Genomic DNA, 18,545 nt, shown 5'->3' with positions numbered 1-18,545 from the left:
CTTTTAGGTATTTGTTTTAGATTTTGCAATTGCCAGCGCTTCTTGTACGTTTTGGCATTTGTTCATTTCTGGCAATAATGCAAGGCGTAATATTTCTTGCCAGTTTTCAAGTTCCAGGTACACATCTACCAAAAGTCTGCGTATACGCAACTTTATACTATTGGTACATAGCACAACGGCTGTTTCATTTAACGCAAGGCGATAATAGCTGTTCTCATATTCGTATATGAATAAATTGCTTGACAAATGGTTTATCGCATGATGTGAAACCGAAGGAATACTAATTTGCGTTAGTGCCTCGTTTAATACTTCAATAGCTTTTGAGTTTTCTTTTGCAGAACAATGGCACAATGCCATATTGTACAGCAATGTAACCGACTTGTTTCTTTCACCCTGACATAAATGCGCAAAAGCTGTGTATGCCAACAGCCATTGAGAGGTGTTGATATAGTTGATGCCATCGGCAAATATTTTACACCTATCAAGAGGAGCGTTTGTTGTCGGTTTATTGTTGATGAACATTTTGTTTTTTTCGATTGCTCAATAGTTGCTTTTGTTTTCCTTGCTTTATACTTTTATCAATTAATGAGCGTGCTGTTTGCTTTATTGGTTCGCATTTGTTTATGTTGTTTATATTGGCTTAACAAAGGAAATAAATTTTTTACATTTACGCAATTTTTTGTTCCTTTATGTAGGAATATTTTTAAATGTATAGCTAACCATCTAAACATTCGCTACATTACATACAGACTAAAATAGTAAGGTTTTAATAGTAATTATTGCTAATATTACTAAAGTTGCAAAGGTAGACAGACGTTTGGTTTCTCTTTATTTTGGAGGCATAGATATTAATACAGCAGAAGGAAAAGAACGCATTGTATTAGTAAGGCTTTGGAAATGGTGATGGCGTATGGAAAAGAGAAGTTGTAATAGTTATTAAATGACAACAGATTATAGAAACATTAAAAAACTTCAACTTTCTTATGCCTATTTTCAACGGAATCCCTAAAAGAAATAAATGAAACAAAACATAATAGTAAATTAGATATAGGAATAATATTGACTTGAATGAAATATCCTAAAGTAAAAGCATATTAAATACTTATAATAGCATATAATGAAAAAACTAATTGAAAGAAATGCCAAGTTTATTTTTTTTATTTTACCACTATCTATTTTTTCATTAATTGGTTTTATTGCATTTTATTTTGCAATTAAATTCCCAGAAAATGTACCTGTATATGGTTGGATTACTATTGCAATATTTGCCATTATACCATTAATAATAATCTATGGTTTTGTTTTTGGATTTTCAATTTCCGAAAAACAACAAAGACAAATAGAGGAAAGGCAAATGAAGTTGCTTTCTGATGAACAAGGAATTACAATTGAAATGCCATTATTTGATAAAAATTGTTTTATAAGTTGGCAATCTATTGAGGCTATTATTTACTATAATTATATTATCAGTAGTGATTTTACGGAGTATTATGAAGGTTATAAACTGTATTTGAATACAATTCCTATTTATACAAAATATGAAAAACAATGGTGGTTAAATAAATTATTCCCGAAAGATTCTCAAAGTAAAATAATTGATATTGATAATAAAACAAAACACTTTTGTGAAATACCAAAAATGGTAGAGAAATTCCTTAATTCAAAAGTAGATATCGGGTTTAAAGACCCGATGAAAGGCACATTGCTTTCAAGTCAAACTTATCAAAGTAAGAATAAAATTACAACCATTGAAAAATGGAAACCAAGTGATATTGAAGACGAACAAATTGTTTTTGATAAATTTAGAAGAAGTTTAGAAGAAATAAAAAAGAGCTACTGTTAATATGAGTTTACCTATAGTGCTACTTCATGGTTGTTTCAGGCAGACTGATTGTAAAATTCAATAATAAAGAAACCAAACAATGAAATACTATTTTAAAATTTTTCTCCTTTCGGTGGTCATTGGAATAATTAATGTTCTGGTTTTTTTATTTTTATTACCATTTCAAATTATTCACAATAGTGGATACGTACCTCAAGAGGCTTTTACTATTTTTCTAATTTTAGTAGCAATTCCCGTACAAGCTCTTATATTATTTTTAGTTGCATTTATTTTTAAAAGAAATCAATTGGCAATTAAAATTACTTCAGGATTATTCATTGTGGTTTGCTTTTTCCTGCTTTGGTTCACATCTATTGAAGAAAGGCAAAGATATAACAACGAACGAGTTTATAATAGAACAGAAAAATATGATTATGAACAAGGAATTTCCACACCAGAAGGTTACCCTATAAAATTACTTTCAGAAAGTGAATTTACTGTTGCCGTGAAAGGAGACCGCAATCCGGTTACACTTTTAGAAACCAGTAAAGTTTATTCAGAAAATTGGGGAAATGGAGGTACCACTTTTAAATCATCTGATGAAGGAGGTATTGTATTACCAGATAGTTTGAAACTTTATTGGTATTCTTTTTTAGAAAATAAATATTATGGATTAACTACAAAATTAAACAAAACTCAAATATCTGAATATTTCAAAAAAGGATATAAGTGGGATATAAGTGGAAAATTAGATCATATAATACAAGCTAATTATGACGAATTGATTGCAGGCATTGCTCCAGGTGGCGATGTTGTCTTGTGGATTTCGAGCGCTAATGATACTAAGGAATTAGAAATTTTCAAAGCTGACTTAATGAATGTCAAACAACTTAAGGAGTATGATGTAGTAAAAGAGGATGAGATAAAAGAAGTTTTGAGTGATACCTGCACCTGTGAGGATAATATTCAATTCAGAAAAATAGTAAATAATGGCAAACCTATCCCTTTTGGGATTTGGACCAATAAATACCGAAAAAAATATAATTGGAAAGTAACGATCAATAGTTTTGGTCAAACAAAATCAGAACTGGATTTTAGTTTTTTTACTGGAGAAAGGTACGAATTATACAATGAAGATATCAGTAAAATGAAATACCAAAAACAAGTTTTACCTGATTATCTGATTTATAAATTCATAAAAAATCAAAAAAAATACAAGGCATATTTAGCGTTTGACGAAAATGAAATATTCAACCATTTTGAAAAACTTGCAGCAAACAATTCAAGTGAGTTTTTTGATATTGTATTGAATATAAACTCGAATTTAACTCAAGTGACAATTGAATTGCGTTCAAAAGATAAGACGCTTAATTTTGAAAAAATGAAAAGTGTAGAAATCTATGCCAAATAAAACTACCGCTAACAATACGTTACTTACGGTGCTATTTTGTGATCGCGGGTGCCTTGATTACAAAAATCAAGTGTAGTAATTCTATTAGACATTGATTTTACGAACCATTTTTACAAAATTGTAAGCTGCTCCCCAAGAGTTGTAAATAATTTCGGTATTTGAATCGTTGATTATTACATTTGGAATAATAACCTTTATAACTAACAGCAATTCTTTTAGGAATCAAACAGATTTAATAATAAACATTGAAAAATATGGAAAAGAAAAAAGCACTATCCTTTACTTTTATTATTATAGCAATTATTTTAGGCGTGACATTGTTTAAGCAATTCGACTTTGAAAATTTAAAATTTGAGAAAACTGGGTTAGCAATTGTTTATGGGATTGCGTTTATATTTTCAATTTACTTTCTAATCAGGAACGCTAAAAATAAATAACAACATCAACATTAGGAATTTGAATAAAATTTAGTACTAAAAATCTGCCAAACGCAAAGTTTCAAAAGGTTATATGTAACTTAAATCAATCGGAACCACCAAAAAGAGAATTTGTCATTAGTACTTGAACATGAGTATATTTAGTGGAATTGGTGAAGATTTTATTAATCAATTGGCTGAAAAAGAAAATTTAATCATCGAAAGGAATACAAAATCACAAGGCTTAATTCCTTCGATGGATATGCTAAATCTATCAGGCATGGAATTATCCAATTTATCCCAACAAGTTATTGGATTTTATGAAAACACAGCTAAGTATAACTTGGACTTTACCGTAAAATGGAATCCTTTTTTTAAACTTTTCGGAGTTTTAGTGAACAAATTATTCAGCAACAGAATAAACCAATTGAACATTCCAACGAAAAATATAAAAAACACAGAATCGATAAAAAGCGAAATAATCACTCTTTTTGATCCTACGTCTAATCAAGTAAAATATACCATTTGGCTTAGAACGATTAAGTCAAATAGTCAAATAATTTATTCAGGTGTCTATGGAGTATGTAAATTGCCTTCAGGTAAAACATGTATCAAAGCTGTATTTCCTTTGCCAAAAGGTAATGCAACTGTTATCATGTCTCCTAGTGTTGGAATAAATGGTGAACTAATTCTAGAATCATCAGGAAAAAAATTTGGTGACGCTGGCTTTTACTTTTTATTAAATGATTCGAAAGGAAACTATTGGTCTCAATTCATAAATTCTTTTCATGACCGATTAATAATAGGTACAGAAAATGAATACATTACCGCTGAACAAACATTAACACTTTGGCGTCAAAGGGTTCTTAAGTTTAACTATAAAATAGAATTAAAAAATAAACTTAATCACTACGCACATTTATAGAAAAGACCAAAATTTAATTGAATTTTGGTCTTTTCTATTATAACAAATAACTCACAAATCTTAGTTTGACTCAAATGCCCAAAAATGATTTATGATATAGTTTTTTACAAATTGTAAACCAAGTCTTACGAATTGTAAACGGTTTTGATGTTAGTGTGGTTGGTTGTTAGATTTGGAATAACTAAATATTTTGAAACACAAAAGAATAAAACAGTAAAAGGACTTTTGTGATTTTGCTGTTTTTAAAATATTGTACCCAGGTTCCACTGACAAAATAAAATACCGACTATCGCCAAGCACTCAAAACGTTGTGCTATGTTTTGCAACCATACTAAAAAAATACAAATGAATAAAACAGATTCAATAACTATTAAAACACATAAACCAATTGATAATCTTTTGTTAGTCTTTTGGACAATATTGTTTGTGGCAAGTATCCTTACATTGTTAGACAAAGAAACGTTTAAAACATTTCGGCTTTTAATACCAATAGCTTCCATCGGATTATTTTTTACTGTTTTAAAATGCACAAAAAAAATAATCTTTAACCTTGCTTCTAAAGAGGTTATAATTAAGGATTTAATTTTCAAAAAGATAATAGCAAAAGACGAGATATTGTATTTTCAAAGAGTTAATTCTGCTTCTTATGGCGATTGGTACGGCATTGTTTTAAAAAAAGACAAATATGGTAAACCCATTCAAATATCTTTTCCTCCAAAACTGACAACTAACATTCAAAAGCACGCAGATACATTTGAAAAAGAAACACTGCCAATTTTAAACAAATTTTTAAACTAAACGATGAAACACTACAATAAAAAAAACAATAATTACAGCTTTTACGATATAAATACAATCATGTGTATGATAGGTCTTATCGTATTTGCGCTAAGTTTGAGAGTAATAATCAACTATGAATTGATAACGCCTGTAGTTTTTAATGACTACATAAAATTATTATCACCTGTCTGGATACTTTTATCAATTTATTTTATGGCAGTAGGCGTAAAACAGATGGTCATCTATCCAAAAGAAAATTTGTTTGCCATTAAGTATCTATTCGGTATCTATACCCAGAAATATAAAATAAACAAGCCATTAAAAACAGAAGTGATAACCAACCTTAAAAAAGGTAGTAATATTGGGAATGATATATTCATTCAAACGGACAAGGGAATGATTAAATTTCAATCGTATTCGCCAGTATATAGAAATAGAATTGATGAATTTTTATCAGAAACAGAACAAATATTGAAAGATTAAAAATGGGAAAACAGTTCTTATGATATCGCTATGCTAATTTTTAAATTTTAACGAATTGTAATTCTGTCTCAACGAATTGTAAATGATTTGAAACAATTTAATTGCCACTTGTATTTTTATAGTATTGTGAATTTGTAACACATAATATTTATTAATAAATTTCATTCTGATGTCACTTAAACAAATATTATTAATCATAGTAATTTTTGTAACAGCCTCAAATTTTTCGTTTGCAAGGTTAAAAATTCCTATTGGAGAGAGAGAAGTTTTAAATAAAGTCTATGATTTGCCTAATACGGATGAATTTAAATTAGAAAATGGTGATTATTTAGATTTAGCCACACTCCATACAGAATTTAATATAGCTTACATACTACCGCTATATATAACCAAAGATTCAAAGTTAGTTGGGTACAATGAAAAAACAAAAGAGTTTTTTGATATTCCCGAAAATGAATTAAATGCGATTTTGGTATCGCAAAAACTGAACAAAGAAAGCATTAACCAATTGCCATTTTACACAAAATTTGGTGGAAAACTGGTTGCTGTATTGATCATTGGCTTTTTAATTTGGGGTAGTATCCCTTCAAAAAAACATAAAATAGAACCCAAACAAGTTTAATTATATTTATTTACTAAAAATTTAAAATTATGAGTTCCACAGTTATTTTTGTTATTGTTTTTATGGTTGTATTTTATGCAGGTATATTTTATGCAGTTAAAAAAGAAGAAACAGAAAGAAATGTTTCAAAGTACAGATTTTGTTGCTGAAATGAATAATGCCGAGAACTATAAAACTAAATTTTTGAATGCTGAACTTTCTTTCCTAACAAAACAGATGGAAGGTAGGTCCATTGATGCCTTTAATTATGGTAATTTAGACTACTCTACAAAGGATTCTGTAAAAGATGGCCTTAAAGACGGATTAAAAAGTATGGCAACCCTAGGTACAGTAAAATTTCATACCGTTCAAACTCCAAAATATCTTATCTTAAGCGGAAGCGATTTACACCTTTTAGATACCGATACAGAAGGAGAAATCTCAAACCATTTGATTTTTAATGCCTCTCGTTTAGAAAAATCGACGATAAGTGAAATTCCTTTAGAAGGTATGATAAAAGCATTTGCTAAACAAAAGGGCGATAATGTAAAAGCTTATAAAATTTCGTTAGCCACAGATGGAAATCCGATTGAATTAATTATTTTTTCTGCGTTGGTATTTACTTATGCTACTTCCGGTGCCAGCGCGTTTTCATTAAATACGCAAAAAAACTTAGAAGAAATTATCATTGCAACAGATTTCTTGAAAAAAATAGGTGCTAAATATGCAAATCTAAAAGTTGATATTTCATTTTAAGGGATAATTAGCAATTTCAAAAACACTTCAACTTGCATAATTTATTTTGCAATACAAGAAGATGGTCATAAATCGATTTTCTAATACGACCTCAATAGTATTACTATACATAAATATTGAAATTATATGAAAAAGATACTGCAATACGGACTAACAATTTTAGGAGTCGCAGCTATTGTACTATGGCAAACTGGATATAATCCTTTTGCTTCAAAAACAGAAGCGGAAGTTGTTTCTCCAAATGTATTTAAAGAGATGAAGAAACAGACTGAAAGCGACGGCAAACGTATCGCGTTAATAGGAACTTTTTCCGTGTCTAATTCTGATATTACAATAAATTTGGGACAACCTACAAGTTTGATGTTTGAAGATGAAAACAACAACCATATTGACTTTTTTAAGGTCTGGAACGGAAATGGAAAAAATGAGTTTTCTTTACCGACTACATTCACTCCTAAAGACTTAAAAGTTTACGATAATGAAGGAAAGGAGCATCGTTATAATGAAAAAATTAAAATTTCCTTTACATTAAAAAGAATTAAAGAAGCAGAACCAGAGAAAGACCCCAATACAGGTGAATATGCTTGGGAGTGGGAACAACTAAGAATAGATCCTTTAAAATAGTACTGCCAAACAAGGGTTTCTTACAGTGCTATTCACGGTGGCGTCAGGTAGGCTGTATTTCAAAATTCGACATCTGTTCTTCGATTGAACTTTAGTACCAAATAAATGTTAAATTTTAAAATTATGATAGAAAAAAATTCAACACTAGTAACCATAGAAAAAATCAAATCTTTTGCTATCGCTTTGGTAGGGGCAGGTATTTTTAGTATGGGTAGCACTTATTTTTCAGAACAGGCATCTTATCGTGTACCAAGAATTTTATTACCAGTTTATGAAATCTTTGGTAACATAGGTTTAGCAGTAGGAATGTTGATTTTAGGCGCAGGTTTAATGTATTTTGCTTACAAAAAATTCACTAAAAACGAAGGTAAATCCATGTATTTACTTGTGTTTTTAGTGATTGCAGTTTTGGGTTTTTACGGAATAATTTTTTCTACAAGCAGTAAATCTACTTCAATTGAGGATATAAAGGCAAGTATAGAAGAAGGTCAAAAGAAAACACAAGACGAAATTATGAATACGGAAAAACCAAGTTTGGATAATGATTTGGCAAACAAATATTTAGATAAATTAGAGGCGTTAGAAAAAAAGTTTGAAAAGGCCATAAATGAAACAGATAAAACAAAGTTTGATGCATGTGAAAAGGAATATGATACTGTTACCGCGATAGAATTTGGAAATGTAGTAAAGGAAATATCAACCATGCCAGAGTATAAGGATTTTGCCATGTATAATGCTAAAATATTAGACAAAATTCAAGTATTTAGATCGCATAAATGGTAGCATAGAAAAAACAAATTTTTTCAGGTATTGCGTAAAAGACATTATGGTAGTGGAAAAAAATCATCTTAATTAAACTTGCAGATGTTGAAAAGGTAAGTTTATAGTTCAGCCCTGTTAGGACACATGGGTATATTTATTCATTTCGTAAAATGAACTTGTACTACCAGAAGTTCGAACAATTTATAGAAACACGAGATGAACAGACTTTACGATCTGTTGAAGGTATATCCGTTGAAAAGACCTTTAAAAAGGGTAATTTCCTTTTAAAGCAGGGAGATATATGTAAATTCAGCTTTACCATAATAGATGGAGTTGTAAGAAAATTCTACAGCGGAGATCAAAAAGAGATGACCACAGAATTTTACTTTGCCGATGATGTGGCACTTTCTTTTAATAGTTATCTATTGCAGAAACCAAGTGAAGAGATAATTGAATGTGTGACTGATGGATACGACAGTTAAATGAAATCGTATCTTATAGAGTGCCTTGACTTTACTGAACAGCGTATCAGAGAAAATACAATTTCCAAAAAAGTGTAGGCGGTAAGAATGGGATACATAAGTTCCTGCATGATTTGTATGCGTATATTTGCTTTATGGGCGTCTATGGAATGAATTTTGACAGTAAGTCAGAGTTGAAATAGGTATATGGATAAGAACGAATACGGAAAAAGAATGATACTGAAAGAAAGGAATGGCTATAACTACCTGAAATACCTGCTTACCGGGGTCTTTTTAGCAGTGCTGGTTATGGGATATGCACAGGAAGAGGAGAAAAAACAGAAAGAAAAGCGACAACCTAGTGAGCAACAAGGCGAAAATCAACCTGCGATTATAGATTCTATGGATGTCGTACGCGAATATCGGCCGATATTGGCCGATGCCGTCAAGATGCGCCGAACTCCGGATATGAATTTTGATCGTCAAGCGCTAGAGGTTGAGCTTCGCAAGATCGCCGCTGACAGATATTTTGCAAAAAACAAATTCAAACAAGCTTATTACAGTATCGTACTGAAACGGCACCCTGATGCTTCGCAAAACAATATCGATAATTACCGGATCGGCTACCTGGCCTACCAAGCACGCGAATACGAAAGAGCGGCCTCTATTATGAAGAAGTTGACAGCTTCGGATGCCTTTTATCAAAGCTCGCTGATTACTTTAGGCCATATCGCCCTAGAAACCGGGGATAAGCAAGGTGCTAGCAATGCATTTGCCCAAGCGTCCAAATTGGATTTCGATCCGATACTGAAAGAGGATGGGCTGTTTAACTATGCTAAAATCTTATATGAATTGGACTCCACCCCAGCTACCTTGAAAGTCGCACAGGAATATATTGCTCAGAAATATAGGGATCATGGTCCGAAGACTAGAGAATCAGAGACTGAAGAAACACTGTCGGCTGATATCTTGTTGGGTACGAGTAATTTACATGCAGGGGTAAGTCTGTTAGAAATGTTCGACAATAGGGAGCGGGAAGACGATATAATCTATCAAAAAGCAACGTATTATCGCGGATTGGAGTTTTATAATGAGCGTGCTTTTGAAAACAGCATATCCATGTTCATGCGATCCGAAAAATTCCCAATCGATGCGGAAATGGCGGCGTTGGCCACGTATTGGAAAGCGGAGGCGATGTATGAAGTGCGCAAGTACGGGGAAGCTGTTGATAACTTTTCACGGTTCCTTCGGTTGCCCGCTGCACGAAACACGGATGTATACAATTACGCGAACTATGGCTTGGCTTATGCGGCGTTCCGTAATAACAGCTTTGATATGGCAGCCGGATATTTTGAACGCTTTATGTCTCTTGAGGGAAGTTCAATGGAGGATAAAGTACGTTATGACGTGATCGCACGTTTGGGTGATTCGTATCTAGCCGTGCGCAATTACGACCGAGCTAATCAATATTACGATGAGTTGATCAACAGCAAAGCTCCTAATCAGGACTATGCACTGTTCCAGCGTGGTATTCTTCATGGATTACAGGGCGACAATAAAACCAAGCTCAGTATCCTGAGGTCTGTTATCGAACAATTTCCAAATTCGAACTACGCAGATGACGTAGCCTTTGAGATACCATATACGTATTTCACTAAAGGAGATTACGATATCGCTATTGAAGGCTTGCAGAAGATGATAGAACAATACCCGCGTAGCAGCTATGTTCCCCGGGCATTGATGACCATCGGATTGGTTCAGTACAATAAAGATGAAACCGAAGCTGCGAAAGCCACTTTTCAAAAGGTGATAGAGGAACATAGCGCGACTGCCGAGGCACAGCAGGCTATGCGTTCCATTGAAAATATATACCTGGATCAGGGTGATGCTAAGAGTTATATTAATTACGCGACCAACGTTAATATCAGTGATCTGAGTCCCGCAGAACAGGATAACATGGCTTTCCAGGTAGCCAATTCCTTGTTTTCTAAAAAGGCATATGGGGCCGCCGTGGAAGCGATCAATGCGTATTTTGATAAATTTCCGAAACCCAGACAGGAAAAATATGCCCGTTATATCCGTGGGGTGAGTTTGTACAATAGTGGGCGCCCCAAGGAAGCGCTGCATGACCTGAATATTATCCTAAACGACTGGACGAGTCAGTATACAGAGAACACCTTGCTGACGGTAGCAGCCTTATATCTGGATTTGAAGGAATACAACGAGGCCATCGTGCACCTCAAAAAACTAGAGCTCACTTCAGAATACAAAGAACGTTATGGCTATGCGGTAACGAACCTGATGAAGTGTTATTTCGAAATCGGTGATTTAGAGCAGGCTGCCAAGTATTCGATGTTGGTAAAGACTTATGATCAGGCAACTGAGGAGGAAATTGCTATAGCACATTTGTACGACGCACGACTCATGTTGAAGGAAGGGAACGTGGAGTCTGCCATGAAGGAGCTAAATCTAGCGGCACAAAAGAGCCAAAAGGCAGTCGGTGCAGAAGCGCGGTACCGCCTAGGACAATTACAGTATGAAAACAAACAATATGATAAAGCTGAGAAAACAGCCTTCGATGTGATCAACAACATGGGATCACAAGACTATTGGGTGGCCAAGAGCTTCATCCTGCTTGCGGATGCCTATGTTGGCAAAGGCGATAAATTTCAGGCGAAGAGCACGTTGGAAAGTGTGATTGAAAATTATGAAGGAGATGATGATGTTATCCCTCTAGCAAAAGAGCGATTAAAGAAATTGAACGGTAAGTAAAATACGATTCTGTAAAACGTACGAAATACGGTCATGTTTTATCATTTACGCTTAATTGGATTGTATATCTTTTTAATTCATGCGCTTCATCTATGATTTGTTTTTTTTCGGCGTAACATCAATGTAATTATGTGAGGAGTGGGGATATTGCCCTCCCTAAATGTATAATCAACATTATTAAACCCACATTCTTTCAACAACTCTGCTCATACTTGCGCTTTGTAAGGCGCATTAAACATTGTAATTCGATATACACCTCTGTCTATTTGTTTCTTTTCATTCAAAAATTTATTTTTAAAAACTAAATAATCATCATTTACGGATACCAATTTCCTTAAATCCTCAAAAAAATAGTTCGAAAATTGTACTGTGAAATCGACAGTAAAATTGAAGTCCTCCGCTATGTGGAGGACTTTTTTTTTGTGAATAAGGTGAATCAAATTTATTTGATATTCAAGTGTTTAGGACTCATAAATGGTAGTATAAGAAAAGTATATGTTTCAGGTAATGAGTAAAGATAGTATGGTAATGAAAAAGGTTTGTCTTTTAATTAACATGTAGAAATTGAAATGATAAATTTATAGTTCAGCCCTGTTAAAATACATAGCTATATTTATTAATTTCGTAAAATGAACTTGTACTACCAAAAGCTCGAACAATTTATAGAAACACTAGATGAACAGACTTTACGAGCTGTGGAAGATATATCCATTGAAAAGACCTTTAAAAAGGGTGATTTCATTTTAAAACAGGGAGACATATGTAAATTTAGCTTTACCATAATAGATGGGGTTGCAAGAAAATTCTACAATGGAGATAAAAAAGAGATGACCACAGAATTTTACTTTGCAGATGATGTAGCACTTTCTTTTAATAGTTATCTATTGCAAAAACCAAGTGAAGAGGTAATTGAATGTGTGACGGACCTCCGTGTGAAATGTATTTCTCGTGATAATTTTCAAAAAGTTAAGCAGTCATTTCCTAAATTGGTCGAGTATGATTTGTTATTTACCGAAATGTATGCCGCATGGCTTGAGGAAAGATTGTTTGATTTTAATGTGTTGAGTGCTACTGAGCGCTACACAAAATTAATTCAAATGTCTCCGAAGTATTTTCATCAAATTAAACTTACTCATATTGCTTCTTATCTAGGCATTTCTCTCGAAACCTTAAGTAGGATTCGTTCCAGGATCTGATTTTTTGACTTAGGTCAAATGTAATCCTGCTTGGTTTCATCAACTTTGCTAAACAGTTTTTAAACAATATGAAGCAAAGAATTATCGGTTTCGATCTAGCGCGTGCTTACGCCATTTTTGGAATGTTTATCGTCAATTTTAACATTGTCTTTGGTAACGCTAAGGATGATAGTTTTTTAGGAAAGTTTTTGGGGCTATTTAGTGGTAATTCCAGTACGGTGTTTGTCATGCTTGCAGGTATGGGGGTTGCTTTAATGAGTAATCGTATCAAGGAGTATAGTGCTGAAGATCGTAGCCATCTTCGACTTACACTTATAAAAAGAGCTGCTTTTTTATTTGTTTTTGGCTTGTTATTTTCATTTTGGTGGTCAGCAGATATATTGCACCTGTATGGATGTTATATATTGATCGCTTCTGCTATCCTTTTTCTTGATAAAAAACTCTTCCTGATTATTGCAATAATCACAATAACCGTTTTCCATGTACTGTTGATGCTCATTCCTTATGAAACAGGTTGGAATCTTAATAATTTAACTTATCTAGATTTATGGACGTTTAAAGGCTTCTTACGAAATACATTCTATAATGGCTGGAACCCCATATTTCCATGGTTCTCTTATTTTGCCATAGGCATGTTTTTGGGTCGTTTACACTGGACCGATGTAGCATTGCATAAGAAGGTAATTATTACTGGAGCAGCACTCTATATAACGATAGAAATTATGCAATATGTAGTAGAAAATACAGCAACCAATCCCCAAGTTATTGAATTTTTTACTGCAGATTATATCCCACCACTTTTTCCATTTTTATTGAGCACTACCGGTTTTGGTCTGGTAATTATTGGTTTTTTTATGTTGATAGGAGAGCGCTATGCCAATAAAAAATGGGCAATAAATCTTGCAAAAACAGGACAAATGACCCTTACCCATTATGTGATCCATCTGACAGTGGGACTATTATTAATTTCAATATGGCGGGGTGAACATACAGGATGGAGCTCACCACTTTTTGTGCTTCTAGTTTCTTCGTTGTTCTTTGTGGCTAGCTTCTATTTTAGTATCTATTGGACCAAGAAATATCAACGTGGTCCTTTGGAAAGCTTAATGCGGAGAATTGCGGCTTAAGATTGTCTATTGAAGAATAGAGTTCTTTTGAAAACAATAGATTACAATTTGAATGTAAAATACCAGGATATGTTCATCATTAGTAGGCAGATTACGTAATTTTACTAGGCAAAGATGTTTGAAATGGACCATGATGAACAACCCTTCTAAAATCAAAGAAATTAATAATGCTCAGGAATTCAAGAAATTTTATCTTGAGGATGTTCATTATTCCTATTGTGCCGAATGTAATGATATTGAATATGCACACGGTAGTGGTTTTCTTGAAATTGTCGCTTTAGAAGATATTCAGAAATTACAAAACCAACATGTCGGGCATCAGGTTCGGAGAAAATTTTACAGCATTATTCTCTTGACTTCGGGTGAGGTAGCAGAAAATATCGGACATCAACACTATCATTTTGGTCCGCAAAGCATGTATTTTATTCCTGAAAATCAGATTCATTCCATTGAATCGTGGAGTGAAGACCTAAAAGGAATGCTCTGTATGTTTGATGCAGATTATTTCCTGCTTTGCATTAAACATCAGATCAAGCTTAACCAATTTCCATTCTTTCAACTGGATAAAGTTCCCTTTGTAAATCTTTCTGATCGGGAAACACAAATGATGCAGCATCTGTTTTGGAAGTTGAATCTTGAAAAATGCCAGAAAAAGACGTTTAACGATGATCTGCTTGTCAGAATGTTTTTAAATATTATCCTTTTGGAAGCTGAGCGTATTTATAACGATAAAAGTATAGCAGAAACATTTAATCTTTCTCGTAAAGAGCAATTGGTCGCTCAATTTCAACTTTTGGTCAATCGGCACTTTCTTGAAAAAAAACAAGTGACAGCATATGCCGAAATGTTGAATGTTCATCCCCATTACTTAAATGATGTAGTAAAAGAGATTTCTGGATTTTCAGCAAGTTATTTTATTCACAAACAGCTCATACAAGAAGCAAAATCTCGTTTGTTGCAAACCAATAGTACAGTATCTATGATTGCTTCAGAGCTTAATTTCGTAGACGACTCTTATTTTGGACGCTTTTTTAAAAAACTCACCGGACTTAGTCCTTTACAATTTCGCAAACAACACAAACATCACTAATATGTGATTTGTGCCATTTTCCCTCCTGTAAGTGTCAGGCTATTCTCTATCATGTCCGTTAATTTTGTACTATCAAATTTTAGGACATGGTAAATTCAGAAAATAAAATTCAGAGTGTTGAAGATCTAAATCTTTTACAATTTTATACAAAGCGGTGTCAATCGAGTATGATGATGAAACCAATTTTGGAAACGATCATCCAAAAGTGGCTTGATTGGTTAGCGACCAAGCAAATCGCCGTTAACAGAGAACAAATAAGTTCCAGTCAATATCATATATATGATATTCCAAATTTTGTCGTACTCAAAAACAACAAGGATTGTGGAAAAAAATGGGAATGCTATCAGCAAGTTCTTTCTCTGCAATGTTATTCTTATTAAGATAGATATTTCTCACCCATTATTTAAATTATCAAATTCAATCGTATACTTATGAATGATTCAAATACTTTCAAAAATATTGAAAGACCACTACTACTACAATTTTCTGCGGCATGGTGCGGTCCGTGCAAGATGTTAACCCCTATCGTAAATCAAGTAGAACAAAAAATAAATGATTTAGCAGATGTAAGACGAATAGATGTTGATGAAGAAGGCGAGCTATCAATTAAATTTTCTATACGGGCGGTTCCTACGCTCGTGCTTTTAGATAAAAATGGTACTATCTTTTGGAGACACACCGGATTGATATCAGAACAAGATCTCATACAACAAATTGAGCGTCTGAAATAAGATCATTTTTAGAAGCTGTGAAAGAAGAAATGTGAATTAACAAAGCAGAAATCAATGGAAACAACAAAATGTTTAATTATTGGGTCGGGTCCTGCAGGGTATACTGCAGCCATTTATGCTTCAAGATCAGCATTATACCCGATATTATTTTCTGGACTTCAAATTGGAGGACAATTAATACAAACGACGGATGTAGACAATTTCCCGGGGTATCCTCAAGGTGTTCAGGGAGGAGCACTTATGGAAGATCTGAAACTTCAATCGGAAAGATTTGGAACCAGAATTGTAAATGAAGAAATCCAGAATATCAATTTTAACGAACGTCCATTTAAAGTAACAACAGGCACTGGTGAACAATTTTTATCAGAAACAATTATTATAGCAACAGGGGCAACCGCAAAATGGTTAGGACTGCATAATGAAGCTGAATATAATGGAAGAGGAGTCTCGGCCTGTGCTACTTGTGATGGTTTTTTTTACAGAGGTAAAGAGGTCGTTGTAGTAGGTGGTGGAGATACCGCCATGGAGGAAGCTATTTTCTTGGCTAATTTAGTTAAGAAAGTATATTTACTGGTTCGGAAGGATAAGTTCAAAGCCTCTAAAATAATGCAGGAACGCCTGAAAAATTTAGATAATGTTGAGGTGTTGTTTAATACACAACTCATCCATATTCTTGGTGATGGTGATAGTATAAATGGGGCTAAAATATATGATAGCAGTACAGATACAGAAGCCATCCTACGAGTAGAAGGTATATTTATTGCTATTGGTCATACCCCAAATACCAAGATTTTTGAAAAAGATATTTTACTAGATGATTTGGGCTATATAAAAACTATACCTGGCACATCAAAGACCAATATTTCAGGTGTATTCGCTTGCGGAGATGTACAAGATCGTGAATATCGACAAGCTATCACTGCAGCTGGTTCAGGATGTATCGCTGCAATGGATGCGACACACTATCTATCTACCAGAGTCAATAAAAACGGTATTTTCTGTGTAGCGTCCAATATCGAAATTTCAACTATTATCTCTAAGGATGGTATCAACTGTATTTATCAATGATTACACGAAGAAAATTTATTGCACAAAGCGGTTTACTTACTTCTGCACTAGCTATATCTGGAACAGTTATGTCCTTTTCAGCTTTAAATAAAGGGATTGAAAATCAGACTTTTGATGTCATCATTATTGGTGGTAGCTATGCAGGTCTTTCTGCTGCAATGGCTTTAGGTCGTTCTTTGCGTAAAGTTCTCCTTATTGATAGTGGATTGCCGTGTAACAGACAAGCCCCACACGCGCATAATTTCATCACTCAGGATGGAGAGATGCCAAAAAATATTGCGAATAAAGCTAAAACACAGGTGCTGAATTACGAAACGGTTACCTTTCACGAAGATATTGCTATTCAAGTAAGAAGGAGCGGAGATACATTTGAACTTATGACGCAATTGGGAAAGACATTTTCAACGAAAAAAATGTTATTTGCCACAGGCTTAAAAGATATTATGCCGCCTATCCCTGGATTTTCTGACTGCTGGGCAAAATCTATTTTACATTGTCCATACTGTCATGGTTATGAAGTTAAAAATCAGGAAACAGGTATTTTAGGAAATAGTAATTTGGCCTTTCATTATGCACAGCTCGTATCAAATCTCACCGATAAGTTAACCATTTTTACCAATGGAAAGTCCGTATTCAGTGCAGAGCAGTATCAGTTGATCCAAAGAAATAAAATCCGGATTATAGAACAAGAAGTACTTGCCATAGAACATCATAACGGACAGCTTTCTAGTATTCTTTTAAAAGATGGTTCCGTAAATCAATTGAAAGCACTCTATGCCAGACCCTCTGTTGAGCAACATTGTAAAATTCCCATTGAATTGAGCTGTGAACTTACAGATCAGGGATTATTAAAACTAGACAACTTTCAGCAAACTACAGTTCCTGGGATATATGCGTGTGGTGATAATTCAGCATTCCGCTCTATTGCAACAGCTGTTTCGTCTGGTTCGCAGGCAGGTGCTACTATTAATATGGCGCTATCAACAGAAATTTTTAATTTTAAATAACACATATGAATACCTTTTTTGAACTGATCATTTTTTCAATAGTAATAGGCATTGGAGCCACTATAGTTATGGACGTCTATGGTTTGATCATGCGGCTTTTGTTTAACATACCACCTTTAGATATGGGGCTTGTAGGTAGATGGATTGGTCATTTTAAGCATGGCGTATTTTCTCATAGAACCATTTTACAAGCAGAAAACATTAAGGGTGAACGGATCATTGGATGGATCGCTCATTATTTGATCGGGATTTCTTTTGCTTTCCTACTTTTACTGATCTGGGGTGTAGCATGGGTATACAAACCAACCTTTTTACCTGCCTTAGCTATTGGTGTTTTAACGACCATAGCACCATGGTTCATGATGCAACCGGCATTTGGTTTTGGGATTGCCGCTTCCAAAACACCCAATCCCTCACAGGCTAGGTTCAGAAGCTTGAAAGCCCATACTATTTATGGAATTGGATTGTATCTGTCAGCTGTATTACTTAGTATGATTATTTCATAGCAAGAAA

The 18,545-nt window shown here is 33.7% G+C and carries 21 protein-coding genes; 20 read left to right on the top strand and 1 reads right to left on the bottom strand.

Annotation, left to right across the window (positions count from 1 at the left end; all coding sequences use genetic code 11):
• Positions 1 to 3: 3 nt before the first annotated feature.
• On the bottom strand, positions 4 to 522 hold the full coding sequence (locus LZQ00_RS11690) for a hypothetical protein (protein ID WP_234509472.1): 519 nt from the start codon (positions 520 to 522) through the stop codon (positions 4 to 6).
• A gap of 595 nt (positions 523 to 1,117) precedes the next feature.
• On the opposite strand from LZQ00_RS11690, the gene LZQ00_RS11685 reads away from it, so the two are divergent.
• The 20 genes from LZQ00_RS11685 to LZQ00_RS11590 all read left to right on the top strand — a co-directional run bounded on the left by LZQ00_RS11685 (position 1,118) and on the right by LZQ00_RS11590 (position 18,538).
• A complete protein-coding gene (locus tag LZQ00_RS11685; protein ID WP_234509471.1) occupies positions 1,118 to 1,843 on the top strand; it encodes a hypothetical protein in 726 nt (241 codons plus the stop codon).
• 79 nt (positions 1,844 to 1,922) lie between these two features.
• On the top strand, positions 1,923 to 3,233 hold the full coding sequence (locus tag LZQ00_RS11680) for a DUF2931 family protein (protein ID WP_234509470.1): 1,311 nt from the start codon (positions 1,923 to 1,925) through the stop codon (positions 3,231 to 3,233).
• 254 nt (positions 3,234 to 3,487) lie between these two features.
• Positions 3,488 to 3,670, top strand: coding sequence for a hypothetical protein (locus LZQ00_RS11675; protein WP_234509469.1), 183 nt, complete (start codon positions 3,488 to 3,490; stop codon positions 3,668 to 3,670).
• Between the two features lie 130 nt (positions 3,671 to 3,800).
• Complete coding sequence (locus tag LZQ00_RS11670) at positions 3,801 to 4,574, top strand: hypothetical protein (RefSeq protein WP_234509468.1); 774 nt, start codon at positions 3,801 to 3,803, stop codon at positions 4,572 to 4,574.
• Between the two features lie 345 nt (positions 4,575 to 4,919).
• A complete protein-coding gene (locus LZQ00_RS11665) occupies positions 4,920 to 5,372 on the top strand; it encodes a hypothetical protein (RefSeq protein WP_234509467.1) in 453 nt (150 codons plus the stop codon).
• Positions 5,373 to 5,567: 195 nt separating this feature from the next.
• Complete coding sequence (locus LZQ00_RS11660) at positions 5,568 to 5,837, top strand: hypothetical protein (protein ID WP_234509466.1); 270 nt, start codon at positions 5,568 to 5,570, stop codon at positions 5,835 to 5,837.
• Between the two features lie 169 nt (positions 5,838 to 6,006).
• Entirely contained in the window at positions 6,007 to 6,459 is a 453-nt protein-coding gene (locus LZQ00_RS11655) for a hypothetical protein (RefSeq protein ID WP_234509465.1), read from the top strand.
• 120 nt (positions 6,460 to 6,579) lie between these two features.
• Positions 6,580 to 7,194, top strand: a complete 615-nt coding sequence (locus tag LZQ00_RS11650) for a hypothetical protein (RefSeq protein ID WP_234509464.1) — start codon at positions 6,580 to 6,582, stop codon at positions 7,192 to 7,194.
• A 126-nt stretch (positions 7,195 to 7,320) separates the two neighbouring features.
• Positions 7,321 to 7,818, top strand: coding sequence for a hypothetical protein (locus LZQ00_RS11645; RefSeq protein WP_234509463.1), 498 nt, complete (start codon positions 7,321 to 7,323; stop codon positions 7,816 to 7,818).
• Between the two features lie 123 nt (positions 7,819 to 7,941).
• Positions 7,942 to 8,601 (top strand): DUF5353 domain-containing protein, encoded by a 660-nt coding sequence (locus LZQ00_RS11640; protein ID WP_234509462.1) that lies wholly within the window; start codon positions 7,942 to 7,944, stop codon positions 8,599 to 8,601.
• A gap of 149 nt (positions 8,602 to 8,750) precedes the next feature.
• Positions 8,751 to 9,062, top strand: a complete 312-nt coding sequence (locus LZQ00_RS11635) for a Crp/Fnr family transcriptional regulator (protein WP_234509461.1) — start codon at positions 8,751 to 8,753, stop codon at positions 9,060 to 9,062.
• A gap of 186 nt (positions 9,063 to 9,248) precedes the next feature.
• Positions 9,249 to 11,813, top strand: coding sequence for a tetratricopeptide repeat protein (locus tag LZQ00_RS11630; protein ID WP_234509460.1), 2,565 nt, complete (start codon positions 9,249 to 9,251; stop codon positions 11,811 to 11,813).
• A 629-nt stretch (positions 11,814 to 12,442) separates the two neighbouring features.
• Positions 12,443 to 13,009 (top strand): Crp/Fnr family transcriptional regulator, encoded by a 567-nt coding sequence (locus tag LZQ00_RS11625; RefSeq protein ID WP_234509459.1) that lies wholly within the window; start codon positions 12,443 to 12,445, stop codon positions 13,007 to 13,009.
• 68 nt (positions 13,010 to 13,077) lie between these two features.
• Positions 13,078 to 14,136 (top strand): DUF418 domain-containing protein, encoded by a 1,059-nt coding sequence (locus LZQ00_RS11620; protein WP_234509458.1) that lies wholly within the window; start codon positions 13,078 to 13,080, stop codon positions 14,134 to 14,136.
• 133 nt (positions 14,137 to 14,269) lie between these two features.
• Positions 14,270 to 15,226: a helix-turn-helix domain-containing protein gene (locus tag LZQ00_RS11615; protein WP_234509457.1), complete on the top strand. Its 957-nt coding sequence runs from the start codon at positions 14,270 to 14,272 to the stop codon at positions 15,224 to 15,226.
• Between the two features lie 86 nt (positions 15,227 to 15,312).
• Complete coding sequence (locus LZQ00_RS11610) at positions 15,313 to 15,606, top strand: thioredoxin domain-containing protein (protein ID WP_234509456.1); 294 nt, start codon at positions 15,313 to 15,315, stop codon at positions 15,604 to 15,606.
• A gap of 51 nt (positions 15,607 to 15,657) precedes the next feature.
• On the top strand, positions 15,658 to 15,957 hold the full coding sequence (locus tag LZQ00_RS11605) for a thioredoxin family protein (RefSeq protein WP_234509455.1): 300 nt from the start codon (positions 15,658 to 15,660) through the stop codon (positions 15,955 to 15,957).
• Positions 15,958 to 16,011: 54 nt separating this feature from the next.
• Entirely contained in the window at positions 16,012 to 17,025 is a 1,014-nt protein-coding gene (gene trxB, locus LZQ00_RS11600) for a thioredoxin-disulfide reductase (protein ID WP_234509454.1), read from the top strand.
• Positions 17,022 to 18,032: an NAD(P)/FAD-dependent oxidoreductase gene (locus LZQ00_RS11595; protein WP_234509453.1), complete on the top strand. Its 1,011-nt coding sequence runs from the start codon at positions 17,022 to 17,024 to the stop codon at positions 18,030 to 18,032. The genes trxB and LZQ00_RS11595 overlap by 4 nt, the downstream gene beginning before the upstream one ends.
• 5 nt (positions 18,033 to 18,037) lie before the next feature.
• Entirely contained in the window at positions 18,038 to 18,538 is a 501-nt protein-coding gene (locus tag LZQ00_RS11590) for a DUF2938 domain-containing protein (RefSeq protein ID WP_262910910.1), read from the top strand.
• Positions 18,539 to 18,545 lie beyond the last annotated feature (7 nt).

The organism is Sphingobacterium sp. SRCM116780 (genome assembly GCF_021442025.1).
In the GTDB taxonomy this organism is placed as follows: Bacteria; Bacteroidota; Bacteroidia; order Sphingobacteriales; family Sphingobacteriaceae; genus Sphingobacterium.
This window is presented reverse-complemented; position numbering and strand designations above follow the sequence as displayed.